The 16,958-nt window shown below is 59.1% G+C and carries 18 protein-coding genes; 14 read left to right on the top strand and 4 right to left on the bottom strand.

Annotated elements, in window-relative coordinates:
• Positions 1-71: 71 nt before the first annotated feature.
• Positions 72-614 (bottom strand): DUF4865 family protein, encoded by a 543-nt coding sequence (locus tag B3H86_RS10470; RefSeq protein ID WP_292053603.1) that lies wholly within the window; start codon positions 612-614, stop codon positions 72-74.
• Positions 615-723: 109 nt separating this feature from the next.
• Between B3H86_RS10470 and B3H86_RS10465 the strand changes: the two genes are divergently transcribed.
• The 7 genes from B3H86_RS10465 to egtD all read left to right on the top strand — a co-directional run bounded on the left by B3H86_RS10465 (position 724) and on the right by egtD (position 8,093).
• Entirely contained in the window at positions 724-1,578 is an 855-nt protein-coding gene (locus tag B3H86_RS10465) for a LysR substrate-binding domain-containing protein (protein ID WP_292053601.1), read from the top strand.
• 281 nt (positions 1,579-1,859) lie between these two features.
• Positions 1,860-3,242 carry an ammonium transporter gene (locus B3H86_RS10460; protein ID WP_409450217.1) on the top strand — a complete coding sequence of 461 codons (1,383 nt, stop codon included), beginning with the start codon at positions 1,860-1,862 and terminating at the stop codon, positions 3,240-3,242.
• 179 nt (positions 3,243-3,421) lie between these two features.
• Positions 3,422-4,102 (top strand): TorF family putative porin, encoded by a 681-nt coding sequence (locus B3H86_RS10455; RefSeq protein ID WP_292053595.1) that lies wholly within the window; start codon positions 3,422-3,424, stop codon positions 4,100-4,102.
• A 125-nt stretch (positions 4,103-4,227) separates the two neighbouring features.
• The gene (locus B3H86_RS10450; protein WP_292053593.1) at positions 4,228-4,530 is read left to right on the top strand and encodes an SCP2 sterol-binding domain-containing protein; all 303 of its coding nucleotides are present in this window, start codon (positions 4,228-4,230) and stop codon (positions 4,528-4,530) included.
• 117 nt (positions 4,531-4,647) lie between these two features.
• Complete coding sequence (locus B3H86_RS10445; protein WP_292053591.1) at positions 4,648-5,859, top strand: acyl-CoA dehydrogenase family protein; 1,212 nt, start codon at positions 4,648-4,650, stop codon at positions 5,857-5,859.
• 84 nt (positions 5,860-5,943) lie between these two features.
• Positions 5,944-7,197: an ergothioneine biosynthesis protein EgtB gene (gene egtB / locus B3H86_RS13910; protein WP_312820772.1), complete on the top strand. Its 1,254-nt coding sequence runs from the start codon at positions 5,944-5,946 to the stop codon at positions 7,195-7,197.
• Positions 7,173-8,093 carry an L-histidine N(alpha)-methyltransferase gene (gene egtD, locus B3H86_RS13905; RefSeq protein WP_312820771.1) on the top strand — a complete coding sequence of 307 codons (921 nt, stop codon included), beginning with the start codon at positions 7,173-7,175 and terminating at the stop codon, positions 8,091-8,093. Before egtB ends, egtD begins: the two co-directional genes overlap by 25 nt.
• A 56-nt stretch (positions 8,094-8,149) precedes the next feature.
• Here egtD and B3H86_RS10435 read toward each other — a convergent pair whose 3' ends face one another.
• Positions 8,150-8,392: a general stress protein gene (locus B3H86_RS10435; protein WP_292053589.1), complete on the bottom strand. Its 243-nt coding sequence runs from the start codon at positions 8,390-8,392 to the stop codon at positions 8,150-8,152.
• A 143-nt stretch (positions 8,393-8,535) separates the two neighbouring features.
• Entirely contained in the window at positions 8,536-9,237 is a 702-nt protein-coding gene (locus tag B3H86_RS10430; protein WP_292053588.1) for an MBL fold metallo-hydrolase, read from the bottom strand.
• A gap of 174 nt (positions 9,238-9,411) precedes the next feature.
• Here B3H86_RS10430 and tig point away from each other — a divergent pair, with 174 nt between their 5' ends.
• From tig to B3H86_RS10405, 5 genes are all read left to right on the top strand, one after another.
• Positions 9,412-10,755: a trigger factor gene (tig, locus tag B3H86_RS10425; RefSeq protein ID WP_292053586.1), complete on the top strand. Its 1,344-nt coding sequence runs from the start codon at positions 9,412-9,414 to the stop codon at positions 10,753-10,755.
• Between the two features lie 205 nt (positions 10,756-10,960).
• A complete protein-coding gene (locus B3H86_RS10420) occupies positions 10,961-11,833 on the top strand; it encodes a hypothetical protein (protein WP_292053584.1) in 873 nt (290 codons plus the stop codon).
• A 107-nt stretch (positions 11,834-11,940) separates the two neighbouring features.
• A complete protein-coding gene (locus tag B3H86_RS10415; protein WP_292053825.1) occupies positions 11,941-12,582 on the top strand; it encodes an ATP-dependent Clp protease proteolytic subunit in 642 nt (213 codons plus the stop codon).
• A gap of 97 nt (positions 12,583-12,679) precedes the next feature.
• On the top strand, positions 12,680-13,210 hold the full coding sequence (locus B3H86_RS10410) for a cytochrome b (protein ID WP_292053583.1): 531 nt from the start codon (positions 12,680-12,682) through the stop codon (positions 13,208-13,210).
• 33 nt (positions 13,211-13,243) lie between these two features.
• Positions 13,244-13,564, top strand: a complete 321-nt coding sequence (locus B3H86_RS10405; protein WP_292053581.1) for a hypothetical protein — start codon at positions 13,244-13,246, stop codon at positions 13,562-13,564.
• A gap of 21 nt (positions 13,565-13,585) precedes the next feature.
• Here B3H86_RS10405 and B3H86_RS10400 read toward each other — a convergent pair whose 3' ends face one another.
• The gene (locus tag B3H86_RS10400) at positions 13,586-14,173 is read right to left on the bottom strand and encodes an HAD-IB family hydrolase (protein ID WP_292053579.1); all 588 of its coding nucleotides are present in this window, start codon (positions 14,171-14,173) and stop codon (positions 13,586-13,588) included.
• A 266-nt stretch (positions 14,174-14,439) separates the two neighbouring features.
• Between B3H86_RS10400 and clpX the strand changes: the two genes are divergently transcribed.
• Both clpX and B3H86_RS10390 read left to right on the top strand, forming a co-directional pair.
• Positions 14,440-15,708 (top strand): ATP-dependent Clp protease ATP-binding subunit ClpX, encoded by a 1,269-nt coding sequence (gene clpX, locus B3H86_RS10395; RefSeq protein WP_242913428.1) that lies wholly within the window; start codon positions 14,440-14,442, stop codon positions 15,706-15,708.
• A 257-nt stretch (positions 15,709-15,965) separates the two neighbouring features.
• Positions 15,966-16,958 (top strand): LON peptidase substrate-binding domain-containing protein (locus B3H86_RS10390; RefSeq protein ID WP_292053578.1); only part of this gene is annotated, 993 nt, incomplete at its 3' end.

The raw sequence follows: 16,958 nt of genomic DNA, 5'->3' as shown, positions 1-16,958 counted from the left end.
CCGCGCCCATCTGCGAGGAGGCAGACGCCATCTTGATGCAAGGTCATGACGCGTCGAATAAGGGCCTTGGGTCAAACCGTTGCTTTGACGGAATCGAAGTCTGCCCCGTGTGCGAGATAGCCGCAGACATAGGTGGCCCTGTCGCTGTGCGCGCTGGGCTGGATGCGCGCGAAGTAGACGGTGACTGACTCCCAACTCCAGGGATCGATCGCCTCGATAACGGCGAGGCAGCCGGGGTCATTCGCAGAGGCGAGTGACGGCATGGGCTTGCGCTGGCTTTCACCGATCATGACGTGGGATGTCTGGTCGATGTCGCGGAAAATCTTCCGGTCATTCAGGTACCAGACGTTCACCTTGGGACGCCCGAAGTCCTCGCACAGCTTTGCGAATCCCTCGCTTCCCAAGAAGCGCCACATCGCCTGACTGTCATGCCAGACGTAAAACGGCGCATAGCGGTTCCGGGACGTGGCGTTGTCAGCTTCCGAATAGAGGTAGGCCTTGAACACCAGCCCTTCGTAGCCGTCCAAAAGGTGTCCCTTGTCGGCAATCCTCTGCCGGATCCGGTCCATGTCGAACTTGTCCGGAAAGTCGATTTTGTACTGCATCGCCAGCATGTCGTTTTCTCCCGATGGTGGTGGCTTGACGGGAAAGAAGTGACACCCAAGGATGCATTTTATAATTTGGATGTTTGAAAATACGGCTTCGGCTTTTTGGAACGAACACATGGCCCGTGTGACCTTCGATCTGGACGTCCTTCGCAGCTTTGTGGCCGGGATCGAGCTGGGCAGCTTTTCAAAGGCCGCTGACGCGCAGGGACGCTCCGCCTCGGCCATCAGCACCCAAATGCATAAGTTGGAAGAACAGGTCGGTGCCTTGCTGCTGAAGAAGGCAGGGCGCGGACTGGTGCTGACCGATGCCGGTGAAACCATGTTGGCCTATGCGCGCCGCATGCTGGAACTGAACGATGAGGCGGTCAGCGCCGTTCAGGGGCATCGGCGTGAAGGCTGGGTCCGTCTGGCCGTGGGGCCCGATTTCGGCGACGGCCTGCTCACAGACATTCTGTCCCGCTTTGCAGAACGTTTCCCCGGTGAAAAGATCGACACGCGCATTATGCGGACATCCGAACTGGTCGAGGCGCTGCACAGCGGAAAGGTGGATGTCGGTCTGGCGTGGGATACCGGCGTCATTACCAAAAACCATAAGGTGATCGGGTCCGTACCCTTGCGGTGGATCGCCTCGGCGGATCATCCCGTGCCGTGGTCGCCCGGTTCGGACGCGGCCTTGCCGCTCATCTCTATGGAGGCCCCGTGCCTGATGCGTCGCTGGGCCACCGCTGCACTGGATAGGGCGGGGATTGTCTGGCGGCATAACTTCGTCAGCTCCAGCTTGACCGGACTGTGGGCCGCAACGGCGGCGGGCATGGGCATCAGTGCGCGCACCACCTTGGGACTGACGGGGCGTGTTCGGGTGCTTGGGGAAGATTGCACTCTGCCTGAACTGCCGTCGCTGGATGTCATTGTCTGTCGACGCGGGCAGGGGCTGAGCACTGTCGCCGAAGCCCTGGCCAACATCGTCTAAGACGTCACGCTCCAGCATGTCACCGCCCATTCAACCAACATTCAAGATTTGAAAAATTCGGAAAAAGATGCGGCGTGAACTGAAAATGTCGCGCAACAAACCTCTTAAATCTAGGATAGATTGCATAAATATTTTCCTCGGTTGCGGCTAGCATCCATCCTGATGAAAAAATAATCCAGAAGCGGGCATTTTTCCTCTTGCTCATTTCGCGGTTGCGATAAACATTTCGCATATGCGTAAACGAAGAGGGGGATACTCAAGTGACGCACACAAAAAGCATTATGCCGGGGCTTGCCGCCCTGGCCTGTATAGCCGGTGGTCTCCTCACCGCCGGTGCGGCATGTGCCGCAGCTACTCCCGAGGTAGCGACCAACATCGCTAGCGCCGCCATAACAGCGTCAGAGCAAACCGCTCCGGCGCTGTTTTCACATCAGGTTCCGCTGGAACTGGATGCGGCCGCAACATCATGGCTGGGCACATCGACAGCCCTTGTGCTGCTGATGACATTGCCCGGTCTGGCCCTGTTCTATGGCGGCATGGTGCGCCGAAAGAACGTTATCGCCACCATCACCCAATCGGTCGCGTCATTCGCCGTCGTGACACTGGTCTGGATGATTGCCGGTTACACCATCGCCTTCGGGGTCAATCCCGACGAGGGTTGGAACAGGTTCGTCGGGAGCTTTGACGCCCTGTTCCTGAATGGCGTGACCAAGGATACGGCCTATTCGGCCTTGCCCGGCATTCCTGAATATCTGTGGCTGTCGTTCCAGCTGACATTTGCCATCATTACGCCCGCCCTGATCACCGGCGCATTTGCCGAGCGGATCAAATATTCAGGTTTGCTGCTGTTCATCGCCCTTTGGTCGCTGATCGTCTATGCGCCCATTGCCCACTGGGTCTGGGGCGGCGGCTTCCTGGGTCAGGACGGCGTTCTCGACTTCGCCGGTGGCGCTGTGGTTCACGTGAACTCCGGCGTGGCGGGTCTGGTCTGCGCGATCTTCCTCGGTGCCCGTAAGGGTTACGGCGTCGAAACGATCACAGCGCACAATCCGGTTCTGACGATGATCGGCGCTTCGCTGCTGTTGGTCGGCTGGATCGGCTTTAACGCAGGGTCCGCCGGGGCCGCAGACGGCCTTATGGCTGTTGCTCTGATCAACACCTTGGTGGCCGCGGCTGCCGGTTCGCTCAGCTGGAAGTTCATCGAGCGCATCGAGAAGCGCAAATGGTCGCTCATCGGCGTACTGTCGGGCATCGTCGCCGGTCTGGTCGGCATTACGCCCGCCGCCGGATTCGTCAGCCCGATGGGCGCTTTGATCATCGGTCTGGTGTCCGGCCCGGTCTGCTATATCTCTTCGGTGTGGCTGAAGAAGCTGCTGAAATACGATGACAGCCTGGATGCCTTCGGTCTGCACGGTGCGGGTGGTCTTGTTGGTGCGTTGCTGACGGGTGTTCTGGCGACGACCGCCGTGAACGACCTGTCGGAAGGCGCAACCGTCCTGGCCCAGTTCATGGGTCTGGTCTGGACCATACTGTGGAGTGCCATCGGCACGCTGATCGTACTGGTCATCTGCAAATACACCGTTGGCCTGAGGGTCAACAGCAAGGTCGAAGACGAGGGCCTCGACACCCACCTGCATGGTGAGGCTCTGGAGCCTGTCTCCTAAGCGGTAAAACCGCAGGGGCTTTGCCCCTTGATACCCAAGTCGTGCCGGGTGGTGTGTCCTCCCACCGCCATCCGGCACGCAGCCTTCCCTGAGTAACGAGTTCGGTGACCCGACGGCCCTCTCTTCGCTGTCGGTGGATTTGGCGTGCCTACAGTTCAACGACTTCCAGGGGATACATCATGAAAAACGCAATCCTTGGCCTTGCCGTGCTGGGCCTGACGACCTTTCCTGCAATCGCTATGGCCGAAGAGCCCGTGCCCGAATGGTCATTCAATGCCGGTGTAATCAGTGACTATGTCTACCGAGGCTTCAGCCAGACCGATGGCGATGCAGCCGTTCAGGGCGGTATCGATTTCAACTATGGCCCGTTCTACGCCGGAACCTGGGCATCGACCGTGGACTTCGGCGACGGCACGGATCTCGAGTGGGATTTTTATGCCGGTGTAACCGGTACGGCTGGCGGCCTGGATTACGATGTGGGCCTGACCTATTTCACCTATGTCGGAGCGCCTGACGGTAGCGACTACAACCTCGTCGAATTCAAACTGGGCCTGTCCAAGACCATCGATGCCCTGACGATAGGCGGCGCTGTCTATTATTCGCCTGACTTCTTCGGCATCGACGAGCAGGCGACCTATGTCGAAGCCACGATAGGCTATGCGATTGACGACAAATGGTCGCTATCCGGCGGTGTGGGGCGGCAATATCTCGATGTGGGAACCGACTACAACTCCTGGAACGCAGGGGTAGGGTACGCCTTCACCGAAAATCTGGCACTTGACCTACGCTACTGGGATTCAGGTGTGCGCTCCTCGCTCAGCGATGCCCGCGTTACGGTCGGTATAGGGGTGTCATTCTAACGGCTACGCTGTTTTCATCGATGAAAATAACTGATGAAAGTGAAAAAGCCTTACGCTAGGTGATCTTGGCACGGGGGCCGGCAACCGCTAGCTCTTGGGTATCAAACGTCTAAGGGATGACGCTCATGGCCGATCTGGCTCAAATCACCGCAAAAATCCAAGAAGCCATCAACACCAACGGCGGCTTCGGCAAGACCATCAAGCTGGACCTCGGCGAAGCCGGCAAGATCTTCATCGACGGCATCAACAACACCGTCACCAATGACGACAACGCTGCCGATGCGACCGTTTCGCTGAAGATGGACGACTTCATCGCCCTGGCCGAAGGCCGTCTGGACCCGATGATGGCCTTCATGCAAGGCAAGCTGAAGGTCGCTGGCGACATGATGCTCGCACAAAAGCTCGCTCCGCTGCTCAAGGGTCGTTGATCCTTGGCCGGTTAGGCTGAAAAGTAAGGCGCGGTTCTCAGGAGCCGCGCCTTTTTTCTGGTTCAAAGTCGCCACTCAAAGAGCAACGAACCCAACAGACCCCAGGGGAGGGGTGTCATGGATTTTCGCTTTTCCGATCGTTCTCTGGCCTGGCAGGACAGGCTATCGCGCTTCATGCAGGATCATGTCATCCCGCAGGAGGATGCCTACATTGCCTCTGTGCGCGCCAATCCCCGCATTCATTCGCCGGTCATGGTGGAGCTGAAGGCAAAGGCGAAAGAAGCCGGATTGTGGAACATGTTCCTGCCGGGCGAACACGGCGCGGGCCTGAACAATCAGGACTATGCCCCGCTGGCCGAAATGATGGGCCGCCACCTGTGGTCCGCCGAGGTGTTCAACTGCAACGCCCCCGACACAGGCAATATGGAGGTGCTGCATCTCTATGGAAACGAGCAGCAGAAACGCCAGTGGCTGGAACCGCTGATGGACGGAGATATCCGGTCCGCCTTCCTGATGACCGAACCGGCTGTGGCTTCGTCCGACGCCACCAATATCGAAACCCGCATCGAGCGGGATGGCGACCATTATGTGATCAATGGCCGCAAATGGTGGTCAACCAATATGGCGCACCCCAATCTGGCGATGACCATTGTCATGGGCAAAACCGATTTCGACGCGCCGGTTCACCAGCAGCAAAGTCAGGTCATCGTTCCCGTCGATACCCCCGGTTTCCGCGTCGAGCGGATGCTGTCCGTCTTCGGCTATGACGAACTCCCCATCGGCCATGCGGAAGTGGTGCTGGAAAACGTCCGCGTTCCCGTAGAGAACCTGATTGCGGGCGAGGGCAGGGGCTTCGAGATCGCGCAAGGGCGTCTCGGACCGGGCCGCATCCATCACTGCATGCGGGTGATCGGGGCCGCCGAACGGGCGTTGGAGCTGATGGTTGACCGTCTGTTGAACCGTGTGGCGTTTCGCAAGGCTCTGGCCGAGCATTCCGTCTGGGAACAGCGCGTCGCCGAAGCCCGGACCCAGATCGAAATGTGCCGCCTGCTGGTTCTCAAAGCGGCATGGATGATGGACGAGGTCGGAGCCAAGGGGGCCCGATCCGAGATCGCCCAGATCAAGGTCGCCGCGCCGCGTATGGCCCTGAAGGTCATTGATGACGCCATCCAAGCCTATGGCGGTGCCGGGGTTTCTGCGGACACGCCTTTGGCCGAACTTTACGCGACCGTTCGGACCCTGCGCATCGCTGATGGTCCGGACGAAGTCCATAACCGCACGATCGCGCGACTGGAGTATGCCGCAAGAGCCGTGGCTTCTGTCGGGTAATCAACGGTCGGGGAACGCCCTACGACCGGACCGCGTTTCCTTCTGTAACGGCGCGATCAACGCACCGACATACAGAGGGAAACGATGCGTCCTGCTCCAAGACCTCTACCGCTGGCCGAGACTGTCCGGCACGAGAAATACAACCGTATCAGGCTCAAAACACTCCAGCTGACGTCAGGCCTGTCTTCCGAGGACCTCGGGGCGCAGTCGATGCCGGATGCCAGCCCCGGTAAATGGCATCTGGCCCATACGACGTGGTTTTTCGAGGCCATGATACTGGGACGCGAGGAAGGCTATATGCCCGTCGATCCGCGCTTCCAGGAGATGTTCAATTCCTATTATGAAGCGCTCGGCAAACGGGTGGCGCGCCCCCAACGCGGCCTGATGACACGCCCCTCGCTCGACGAGGTGATGCATTACAGAGCCGAGGTGGACCGCAGGATGGCGGCCCGCTTCAACGATCCTTTTACAGCGGAAGAAGACTATCTTTTCCAGCTGGGATTGAACCACGAGCAGCAACATCAGGAACTGCTTGTTCAAGATCTGCTGCACCTGTTTTCTTGCAATCCCCTTGCTCCAGCCTTGTGGGCCGAAGAGCCAAGACATGCGCCTTTGTCACACCCCAAGGGCGGACAGGTTCATTTCGCCGAAAAGCTGGTCACCGTCGGCCATGAGCCGGATGATAGCTTTGCTTTTGACAATGAAATGCCCCTTCACCGCCAATGGCTGAATGCCTTTGCGCTGGATGCCGATCTGGTGACCCAGAAAGCCTGGTTGGCCTTTATGGAAGACGGGGGTTACCGCAGGCCCGAGCTGTGGCTTTCCGACGGTTGGGCGGTCGTAAAATCCGAAGGCTGGAACAGTCCGGCCTATTGGCACCAAGTCGGGAAGAACTGGACCGTCTTTACGGTGACGGGAGAAAAGCCTGTCGATCCGGAAATGCCTGTCCGCCACATCAGCTATTACGAAGCCGATGCCTTTGCCCGCTGGTCGCAGGCACGCCTTCCGACGGAGGCAGAGTGGGAATACGCCGCCACAACCCGCGCCGGCGACTTCTCGAACCTGGACACCGAGGTATGGCAATGGACCCAGAGTTCCTACGCGCCTTATCCCGGTTTCAAACCGACCGAAGGCACGGCCGCCGAATACAACGGCAAGTTCATGGCGAACCAGATGGTCTTGAAAGGGGGCAGCTTTGCCACCCCGCGTGACCATGTGCGCGCGACCTATCGCAACTTCTATTACCCCCACCAGCGTTGGGCCTTCACGGGCCTGAGGCTGGCACACGGCCTTCAACAAAAGCCGGAGGTGGCATGCAGGCCTTTCGCAGTGAATTAATCGAAGGGCTGAGTGCCGTACCGAAATCGATATCGCCCAAATGGCTCTATGACGCGAAGGGGTCAGAGCTCTTTGAAGATATCACCCAGTTGCCCGAGTACTATCCGACACGTCAGGAAATGGCCCTGCTGACGTCCACGATACCGCAATGGAGGCAGGCCATCGGTGAGGACGCGGTACTGGTCGAACTGGGGTCCGGGGCCAGCGAAAAGACGCGCATCGTTCTGGATGCCATACCTGAAATCAAAGCCTATGTTCCGCTGGATATCAGCAAGACAGCTCTTGAACAGGCGTCCGCATCGCTCAAATCCGATTATCCGCAGATCGATATCCGGCCTGTGCTGGGCGATTTCGCCAATCTGCCGGACTTGCCGCCGGATCTGCCTGACGGAAGGCGGGTCGGCTTTTTCCCCGGCTCGACCATCGGAAATCTGGAGCGCGAAGAAGCCAGGCATTTGCTGGAATCGTCCCGGCGCATGCTGGGCGAAGGGGCCCTGTTCATTCTCGGCGTCGACCTGATCAAGGACGAGGATGTTCTGGTGGCAGCCTATGATGATGCCGCAGGCGTGACGGCAGAGTTCAACCTGAACCTGCTGGAACGGGCCAATCGTGAATTGGGAGCCGACTTTGACATCACGGCCTTCCGTCATCGCGCCGTCTGGAACGATGGACAGTCACGCATGGAAATGCATCTGGAAGCGCTGAGGCCGCAGACCGTCAAACTGGGTGATCACGAATTTGCCTTTGAAAAAGGCGAGAGCCTGCATACCGAAAGTTCGCGCAAATTCGATCGCAGACGTGTGGATGATCTTGCGGGTGAAGCGGGCTGGAAAACCGTCGAATGGGTCGAAAGCCCTGCACCGTCCGTCGCACTGGCACTGCTTGAAGCCTGTTAGGGCATAAGAAAAGAGCGGCTCTTTCGAGCCGCCCTTTATCATTCAGTCTGCCACAGTCAGTTGGCGCGCGGCGGAACAGGTTGATCCTTACGATCGGCCTTATTGCGCGAGCCGTGGGATGCTTCGCCGCCCTTGCGACCCGCTTGAGCGGCGAGAGAGCGGTCTTGAGAAAAACTACGCTTTTCAGACGGTACGCTTGCACCGCCCTTGCGGGCGATTTCACGTTGGCGAGCGGGATCCATAGATGCGAACCCACGCTTGGAAATACCAGAAGGCTTAGCCGGTACTTGATCGGCCATTATGCGAACTCCCTTTTAGACTTGGCACTCACAGAAAGAAGGAGTCAGCGGCGGCTAAGGTTCCGGTTCCTTATGTCGATTTTACAACCTTCGCGGGTTCTCTCGTTCAAAAGCTTGTAAAAGCTCACATTAAATTCAGTTAATCATGCCGGACCGACGTTATTATTTGACAATTTATCACTATTTACAACGTCGTCACCAACAAAGGGATTGGTTCTGCGTTCTTGACCGAATGTCGAGTGCGGACCGTGTCCGGGAATGAATGTGACGTCATCGCCCAGCGGCCACAACTTCTGGACGATCGAGTTGACCAGGTCCGAATGCGAGCTTTGGGGGAAATCGGTGCGTCCGACTGAGCCTTGGAACAGCACGTCGCCGACCTGTGCGAATCGAGCGGCACGGTTGAAGAAGATCACGTGACCGGGTGTATGGCCGGGACAGTGGTAGACATCCCACTCCGTTTCCCCCAGCGACACCTTGTCACCATCAGACAGCCAGCGGGTAGGGGTGAAGGTTCGGGCATCGGGCAGGCCCCAGCGCAGCCCCTGATCGGGAATCATATCGATCCAGAATTGGTCGGCGGTATGCGGGCCGATGATGTCTACCCCCGAAATGTCCTGAAGATCCTGTGCGCCGCCGGCGTGATCAAGGTGGCCGTGCGTAATCCAGATGGCTTCCAGTGTCAGATCACGGCGCTTGATTTCATCGAACAAGGCCTGTGCCGAAGCGCCGGGATCAATGACCGCAGCCTTCAATGTCCGGGTGCACCAGACGATGGTGCAGTTCTGCTGGAGCGGTGTGACAGGGCTGACGAGAACGCCAATGGGTGCGGTTTGCTGGTTCATAAACACTGAAATAGCGCCGTGAGGACATCAAAGAAACCCGCTGCGCGTTGACGTAAGCGGCTCAGATCGACATAAGGGCGGGCTTCGAGGGTGCCGCTCCGGTGGGGCGGTCCTTTTGCTTTATTCCACCCGCGCGCCTTTTGGGCGTCGCCCCAGAGCGTCAGATATCCGACCATGCAAGTCGTCGAAAAGTCGAACGAAGGCCTTAGCCGCGTTATCGCGGTCACCATTCCGGTTGCAGAGCTGAACGAAAAGCTTGAAGCCCGTATCAAGGAAGTTGCTCCGCAGATGAAGCTGAAGGGCTTCCGTCCGGGCAAGGTTCCGGCTTCCTACGTGAAGAAGACCTTCGGCCGCGACCTGATGGGCGAAATCATCAACGCCGAGCTGAACTCGTCGAGCCAGGGCGCTCTGGACGAGCTGAAGGTTCGTCCGGCCGCTCCGGCCGAGATGAAGCTGATCTCGGACATGGACAAGGTTATCGCCGGCGGCGAAGACCTGACCTACGAAATGTCGCTGGAAGTCATGCCGGAATTCACCCCGGTTGACCCGAAGACGCTCGAACTGAAGCGTCCGACCTATGAAGCTTCAGACGAAGACATGGGCGAAGCCCTCAAGGAACTGGCTTCGCAAGCCAAGTCCTACGAGGACAAGAAGGGCAAGACCGTCAAGGCCGCCGAAGGCGACCAACTGACCATCGACTTCGTCGGCAAGATCGACGGCGTCGAGTTCGACGGTGGCGCTGCGACCGACGCTGATCTGGTCATCGGTTCGGGCCGCTTCATCCCGGGCTTCGAAGAGCAGCTGAAGGGCGCGAAGGTCGGCGAAGAGAAGACCATCGAGGTCACCTTCCCGGAAGAATACCAAGCCGCTCACCTGGCCGGTAAGGCCGCGACCTTCGACGTCACAGTCAAGGCTATCAAGGCTGAAGTCGAAACCGCTATCGACGACGAGTTCGCCAAGCGCATCGGCCTTGAGTCGCTGGACAAGCTGAAAGAGCTGCTGAAGGCCAACCTGAACCAGCAATACGCTGGCGCTGCCCGCTTCAAGCTGAAGCGCGCCCTGCTGGACGTTCTGGACGAAGGTCACGACTTCCCGCTGCCGCCGAAGATGGTCGAGGCTGAATTCGAAGGCATCTGGGCTCAGGTTTCGGCCGACAAGGACGCTGGCCGCCTGACCGAAGACGACGCCAAGAAGTCGGAAGACGAACTGAAGGCCGAGTACAAGAAGATCGCCGAGCGCCGCGTGCGTCTGGGCCTCGTGCTCGCCGAAATCGGCCGCCTGAACAACGTCAACGTGACCGATCAGGAACTGTCGAACGCCATCATGGCCGAAGCCCGCAACTATCCGGGCCAAGAGCGTATGGTTCTGGACTTCTACCGTCAGAACCCGAACGCAGCCGCCCAGCTGCGCGCTCCGATCTACGAGGAGAAGGTCGTGGACCTGATCGTCTCGGTCGCCAAGGTGACGGATGAAGCCATCACCAAGGAAGAGCTGCTGAAGGACGAAGAAGAAGCCTGATCGGTTTCACTTCGCTGAAAACGTTCAAGGGCGGCGCGAAAGCGCCGCCCTTAATGTTTGCGCGGCGTGAAGATTTCGCCACCAGTTCGCCCTAATTCATTCTTCGATTTAACTGTCGGTCTAGAAATAGCGATGGTACGGCATCCGAAACCGTTCGGAGTCTGTTATGTTAATCGCTGCCCTCGCGCTTGCTGGATCGCTTGCGATGCAAGTCCCCCAGTCCGCCACCGATACGCCGACGGCGGTTGATGATGTGGTTGTTTCCGGTCGCTCACTAGATCGGCAGATCCGCAGCTTTCTGGATGAAATCTCCGTTCCGGACCGCAATCTGCGCGTCGCCAGATTTCAACGGAATGTCTGTGTCGGCGCGGTGAACATGCGCGGAGACATGGCCCAGTATGTCGTGGATCGCGTCTCCCAGATCGGTATGGATATCGGTCTGGAGCCCGGCGAACCGGGCTGTGCCCCCAATATTCTGATCATCGCCTCCAATGATGCGGCGGCCCTGGCAAAGGGCATGGTTGATGCCCGCCCCAAGGTCTTCAATCCCGGAATAAGTAGCATGTCCCGCAACCGCGCGGCCTTGCAGCGCTTCCAGACGTCGGATGTTCCGATCCGTTGGTGGCATGTATCTATCCCGATGGATGCCCACACCGGTGAGGTCGCTGTACGCTTGCCCGGTGAAGAAGAGCCTCCAATGGTGAAGGGCACCGCCTCGCGTTTGCGCACTGAAATCCGTGACGACATCAGTCGTGTGATCATCATCGTCGATTTCGATAAACTCGAAGGGTCGAACGCGCAGCAAGTGGCCGACTTCGCGGCTATGGTCGCCTATTCCCAGGTCGATCTGGACGCTGACTTCTCGGGCTTCGATTCCATCCTGTCGTTCCCGACGGACCGCCAGTTCGCCAGCATCAGTGATTGGGACATGGCCTATCTGCGCGCTCTCTACAGCGCAGAGCTGACCGGCGTATCCAAGAACCAGCAGATGGGAGAGATCGCCCGTTTGATGGAAACCCGCCAGATCCGCCCGCTGGAGCGCAATCAGGCGAAAGCAGAGTCCCCGGATCGGTCTTAATCGAACAATCGGTGCATGTGGCCTTGCATCGCCCTTGCCGGGTGATGATATCCTGAAACCTGCTGAGGGCGGCTGTGAGTCGCCCCGAGATTCTCGAAAAGGCCCACATGCGCGATCCGATCGACTACATCTCCAACAACCTCGTTCCAATGGTGGTGGAGCAATCCAGCCGCGGCGAGCGTGCGTTTGATATCTTCTCGCGCCTGCTGCGTGAACGCATCATCTTCCTGACCGGCCCGTTCGAAGACGGCATGGCCTCGCTGATCTGCGCCCAGCTGCTTTTCCTCGAATCGGAAAATCCGAAAAAGGAAATCAGCATGTACATCAACAGCCCGGGCGGTCAGGTGACCTCGGCGCTGGCGATCTACGACACCATGCAATACATCCGCTCGCCGGTTTCGACCGTGGTGATGGGCATGGCCGCATCGGCGGGTTCGCTGATCCTGACGGCCGGTGAAGCCGGCCAGCGCGTGGCCCTGCCGAACGCGCGCGTGATGGTGCACCAACCGTCGGGCGGCTTCCGCGGCACGGCTTCGGACATCGAACGCCACGCCGAGGACATCATCGCCACCAAGCGCCGCCTGAACGAAATCTACGTCAAGCACACCGGCCGCACCTACGAAGAGGTCGAGCGCACGCTTGACCGCGACCACTTCATGACTGCTGAGGAGGCCAAGGCATGGGGCATCGTGGACCACGTCTACGACCGCCGCCTTCAGGCCGATGCAGACGGTGTGAAGGCTCCCTAAGCCTTAAGCACAAAGACAAAATGACGCGGGGCGGTCCGATATATCGGGCCGCCCCGAATCATGTTTGCTGACAGCGGATTGAGGCGGGAGAGGCTGCATGTTCGATAACGGGTTGAAGTACGGTCTGGTGACGCGCGTGCTGCACTGGGTCATGGCGGCCTTGCTGGTTTACCAACTGGGTGGTGTCGTCGCGGGGGCCGCTCTGGGCGAAACACCCCTGACCGAGACATGGGGCAGCAGCCACAAGCCCGTCGGCTTCACCCTGTTTGTGCTGGCCGTGATCCGTGCGCTGTGGGGACTGGTGAACCTGACCCGTCGGCCAAAGCCGCATGAGGGCCTGATCGGCAGGCTGGCGGTCATTGGGCATTTGGCCCTGTACGTCTTGGTGCTGGCTGTGCCCGCGATTGCCCTGATCCGCCAGTATGGTTCAGGCCGTCCGTTCGAGCCTTTCGGCATTCCCCTGATGGCGGGCGGTCACGAAAGGATCGAGTGGATGACCAAGCTGGGTGGCGATTGGCACGGCGAACTGGGCTGGGTGCTGCTGGTTGCCATCGTTGGCCACCTGATCATGGCGCTTGTCCATCACTTCGTCTGGAAGGACGGCACGCTGAAGCGCATGGCGGGCTGATCCGTCGGGCTTTTCTGTGCTATCGGCACGGCCATGCAGTACACCAACGATACCAAGGGCACGATAGAGGTCGATGGCGACGTCTATCTTTGGGAACTCCGCCGGCAGCAGCGTCCGGTGGGCAAGAACGCTTGGGAAGGCATCGCCATCGCCTTCCGCCATCAGGATTACAAGCGTGAGGCCGTGGCCCAGTACCCGGCGCTTTACCGCCCGAACGGCTCTCCGAATCTAGAGAAGCAGAAGATCGATCTGGAAGTGCTGAAAAACACCGTCCGTTCGATCATCGAGGCGGGCTGGGAGCCTGCATCACGCGGCAAGACCGTGAACTTCGATGTGGACGCGGACGGCAACTGATCACCGCCCGCATCAGAAAAATCAGGGCTTCTGCGTGAAAACGCGGAAGCCTTTTTCCTCGGCCATAGCGATCATCTGTTCGTCGCCCGACGTATCGCCATAGGCCGCCCGAACGCGCACATCAGGGCCATAGACGGCCTGGATACGTTTTACCTTCTGGTCGCGGCGGCAGTTCGGCGTCTCGAAACGCCCCGTCACGCGGTCATCGGAATCGAACTCCAACCGCGTGCCGATCAGGTTCTCGGCCCCCAGACGCTGGGCGAACGGGGCGATGGTCGTTTCAGGAGACGCGGTGACGATCACGCGATGCACCCCGCGCTCGCCCCATTCGTTCCATTTGGTCAATGCATCCGGACGCATGAAGCGCCCCCAAAGTTCGTCGGCATAGGCCTCGGCCTGGGCGGACAGCACATCGCGCGGCATGCCCTTGAGGAAGACCCGCACCGATGCGGCCTTGATCTTTCCGCGGTCGCGGTTCCCCAGATAGGAAATCGCCGCCGGAACCAGCCGCGCCATGCCTGCCAGCCATGCCAGAGGACCGACCCGCCACTTGAGAAAATCGGTAAAACTGTCGCGAATCGAAAGAGTGCCATCAAAATCGAACGCCACTATTTCCTTTGGCATTTCGCTTGTGCGAAAAGGGGACTGGCGCGAAGCGTCCTCATTACCCATCTGTGACATACTGCCTGTATTCCCCATACTTCCTGCGGAGTGACGTTTCTGGCGTCACGGTACCCAAACGGGCTTGTGGCGGAACCTCTGATGGGTGATTGTTATTTTTTGAAGACTTTGCTGCTTAGATTCTAGTGTCTAACATCAAGGTTGTCGCCTTTTGCACCAATCCCGGTGGAAATGGCGGAGAGTGAGATGGGTCTATGACCAAAGCCGCCGGCACTGACGCCAAAAGCACGCTCTACTGCTCCTTCTGCGGAAAGAGCCAGCATGAGGTCCGCAAACTGATTGCGGGCCCGACCGTGTTCATCTGCGATGAATGCGTCGAGCTGTGCATGGACATCATCCGCGAAGAACAGAAGATCACGCTGAAAACGTCGAAGGACGGGGTTCCGACCCCGAAAGAAATCCGCGACGTTCTCGATGACTATGTGATCGGCCAATCGCACGCCAAGAAGGTGCTGTCGGTTGCCGTGCACAACCACTACAAGCGCCTGAACCACGCGGCGAAGAACAACGACGTCGAGCTGGCCAAGTCGAACATCATGCTGATCGGTCCGACCGGCTCGGGTAAGACCCTACTGGCCCAGACCCTGGCGCGGATCATCGATGTGCCGTTCACGATGGCCGACGCCACCACCCTGACCGAGGCCGGTTACGTGGGCGAGGACGTCGAAAACATCATCCTGAAGCTGCTTCAGGCGTCGGACTACAACGTCGAACGCGCCCAGCGCGGCATCGTCTACATCGACGAAATCGACAAGATCAGCCGCAAGTCCGACAACCCCTCGATCACCCGCGACGTGTCGGGCGAGGGCGTTCAACAGGCCCTGTTGAAGATCATGGAAGGCACGGTTGCATCGGTCCCGCCGCAAGGTGGCCGCAAGCACCCGCAGCAGGAGTTCCTGCAAGTCGATACCGCCAACATCCTGTTCATCGTCGGCGGCGCGTTCGCTGGCCTTGAAAAGGTGATCTCGGCCCGTGGCGATGGCGTGTCCATCGGCTTCGGTGCCAAGGTCAAGGAAGTGGACGAGCGTCGCACCGGCGAAATCCTCAAGGAAGTCGAGCCGGACGATCTGATGCGTTTCGGCCTGATTCCGGAATTCATCGGCCGTCTGCCGGTTCTGGCCACGCTGGAAGACCTCGACGAAGAGGCGCTGATCAAGATCCTGACCGAGCCGAAAAACGCTCTGGTCAAGCAGTACAAGCGCCTGTTCGACATGGAGAACGTGAACCTGACCTTCACCGACGACGCCCTGTCGGCTGTCGCCAAGAAGGCCATCACCCGCAAGACGGGTGCGCGTGGTCTGCGTTCGATCCTCGAAGGTGTACTGCTGGAAACCATGTTCGACCTGCCCACCTATGAGGGCGTGGAAGAAGTGGTGGTGAATGCCGAGGTTATCGAGGGCCGTGCCCAGCCTCTGCTGATCTATTCCGAATCGAAGAAGAAGAAGGCCGATCCGGCAGCCTGACCTTAAGGCAAACTTAAACGGGCAGGGCGGTCCTTCATCGGGCCGCCTTGTTGCGTTTATGGCCCATGAGCAACACTGAAACTTCGACTTCTGTGGGTCGATGGTCTGTTAAGCTTGAACCGGCAATATCAGGTCCCACATACTCTTTTTGAAAAGCCGCCTGATAGGCGGGCCGAGTCGGTAAGCGGGACAGGTTGTTCATGCGGATCGGCTTTGGCGGGCCGGAGATTCACGAAGGCCCCGCGAAAGTAAGCACCATGACCGAGAGCAAAATCCTCCCAGTCCTGCCGTTGAGAGACATCGTTGTCTTTCCGCACATGGTCGTGCCGTTGTTCGTCGGCCGCGAAAAATCCGTGCGTGCCCTCGATGAGATCATGAAGGGTGAAAAGCAGATCCTGCTGGCCACCCAAAAGAACTCTACCGACGACGATCCCGCGACCGACGCCATCTACCCGACCGGCGTACTGGCAACCGTCCTGCAACTGCTCAAACTGCCCGACGGCACCGTGAAGGTGCTGGTGGAAGGAAAGTCGCGCGCGCGCCTGATCAACTTCACCGACCGTCAGGACTATTACGAAGCTGAAGCTGTCGAAATCGCCGACGAGCCGGGCGATGCCTCGCAGTCCGAGGCCCTGCTGCGCGCCGTCATCGAGCAGTTCGAAAACTATGTGAAGCTGAACAAGAAGGTCCCGCCCGAGGCCCTCAGCTCCATCCCGCAGATCGCAGAGCCGTCCAAGCTGGCCGACAGCGTGGCCGCGCATCTGGCCGTGAAGATCGCCGAGAAGCAGTCGCTGCTGGAAACCGTCAGCGTGACCGAGCGCCTCGAGAAGGTCTATGGCCTGATGGAAGGCGAGATCTCGGTCCTGCAGGTCGAGAAGAAGATCCGCTCGCGCGTGAAGCGCCAGATGGAGAAAACCCAGCGCGAGTACTATCTGAACGAGCAAATGAAGGCGATCCAGCGCGAGCTGGGCGAGACCGACGATGCCCGTGACGAACTGATTGAACTCGAAAAGCGCATCGCCAAGACGCGCCTGTCGAAAGAAGCCCGACTGAAGGCCGAGGCGGAGCTGAAGAAGCTGCGCAACATGAGCCCGATGTCGGCGGAATCGACCGTCGTCCGTAACTATCTGGACTGGCTGCTGTCGATCCCGTGGGGCAAGGCCAAGACCAAGCCGATCAACCTTTCCAAAGCCGAGGACATCCTCGAAGCCGACCACTACGGTCTGGAAAAGGTCAAGGAGCGCATCATC

The organism is Brevundimonas sp. UBA5866, from assembly GCF_002432125.1.
GTDB lineage: Bacteria > Pseudomonadota > Alphaproteobacteria > Caulobacterales > Caulobacteraceae > Brevundimonas.
This window is presented reverse-complemented; position numbering and strand designations above follow the sequence as displayed.

What these genes read in the sequence shown, in the direction of transcription:
- B3H86_RS10470 (WP_292053603.1), bottom strand. Translation starts at nt 614, where the DNA reads ATGCTGGCGATGCAGTACAAAATCGACTTTCCGGACAAGTTCGACATG.
- B3H86_RS10465 (WP_292053601.1), top strand. Translation starts at nt 724, where the DNA reads ATGGCCCGTGTGACCTTCGATCTGGACGTCCTTCGCAGCTTTGTGGCC.
- B3H86_RS10460 (WP_409450217.1), top strand. Translation starts at nt 1,860, where the DNA reads ATGCCGGGGCTTGCCGCCCTGGCCTGTATAGCCGGTGGTCTCCTCACC.
- B3H86_RS10455 (WP_292053595.1), top strand. Translation starts at nt 3,422, where the DNA reads ATGAAAAACGCAATCCTTGGCCTTGCCGTGCTGGGCCTGACGACCTTT.
- B3H86_RS10450 (WP_292053593.1), top strand. Translation starts at nt 4,228, where the DNA reads ATGGCCGATCTGGCTCAAATCACCGCAAAAATCCAAGAAGCCATCAAC.
- B3H86_RS10445 (WP_292053591.1), top strand. Translation starts at nt 4,648, where the DNA reads ATGGATTTTCGCTTTTCCGATCGTTCTCTGGCCTGGCAGGACAGGCTA.
- egtB (WP_312820772.1), top strand. Translation starts at nt 5,944, where the DNA reads ATGCGTCCTGCTCCAAGACCTCTACCGCTGGCCGAGACTGTCCGGCAC.
- egtD (WP_312820771.1), top strand. Translation starts at nt 7,173, where the DNA reads ATGCAGGCCTTTCGCAGTGAATTAATCGAAGGGCTGAGTGCCGTACCG.
- B3H86_RS10435 (WP_292053589.1), bottom strand. Translation starts at nt 8,392, where the DNA reads ATGGCCGATCAAGTACCGGCTAAGCCTTCTGGTATTTCCAAGCGTGGG.
- B3H86_RS10430 (WP_292053588.1), bottom strand. Translation starts at nt 9,237, where the DNA reads ATGAACCAGCAAACCGCACCCATTGGCGTTCTCGTCAGCCCTGTCACA.
- tig (WP_292053586.1), top strand. Translation starts at nt 9,412, where the DNA reads ATGCAAGTCGTCGAAAAGTCGAACGAAGGCCTTAGCCGCGTTATCGCG.
- B3H86_RS10420 (WP_292053584.1), top strand. Translation starts at nt 10,961, where the DNA reads ATGCAAGTCCCCCAGTCCGCCACCGATACGCCGACGGCGGTTGATGAT.
- B3H86_RS10415 (WP_292053825.1), top strand. Translation starts at nt 11,941, where the DNA reads ATGCGCGATCCGATCGACTACATCTCCAACAACCTCGTTCCAATGGTG.
- B3H86_RS10410 (WP_292053583.1), top strand. Translation starts at nt 12,680, where the DNA reads ATGTTCGATAACGGGTTGAAGTACGGTCTGGTGACGCGCGTGCTGCAC.
- B3H86_RS10405 (WP_292053581.1), top strand. Translation starts at nt 13,244, where the DNA reads ATGCAGTACACCAACGATACCAAGGGCACGATAGAGGTCGATGGCGAC.
- clpX (WP_242913428.1), top strand. Translation starts at nt 14,440, where the DNA reads ATGACCAAAGCCGCCGGCACTGACGCCAAAAGCACGCTCTACTGCTCC.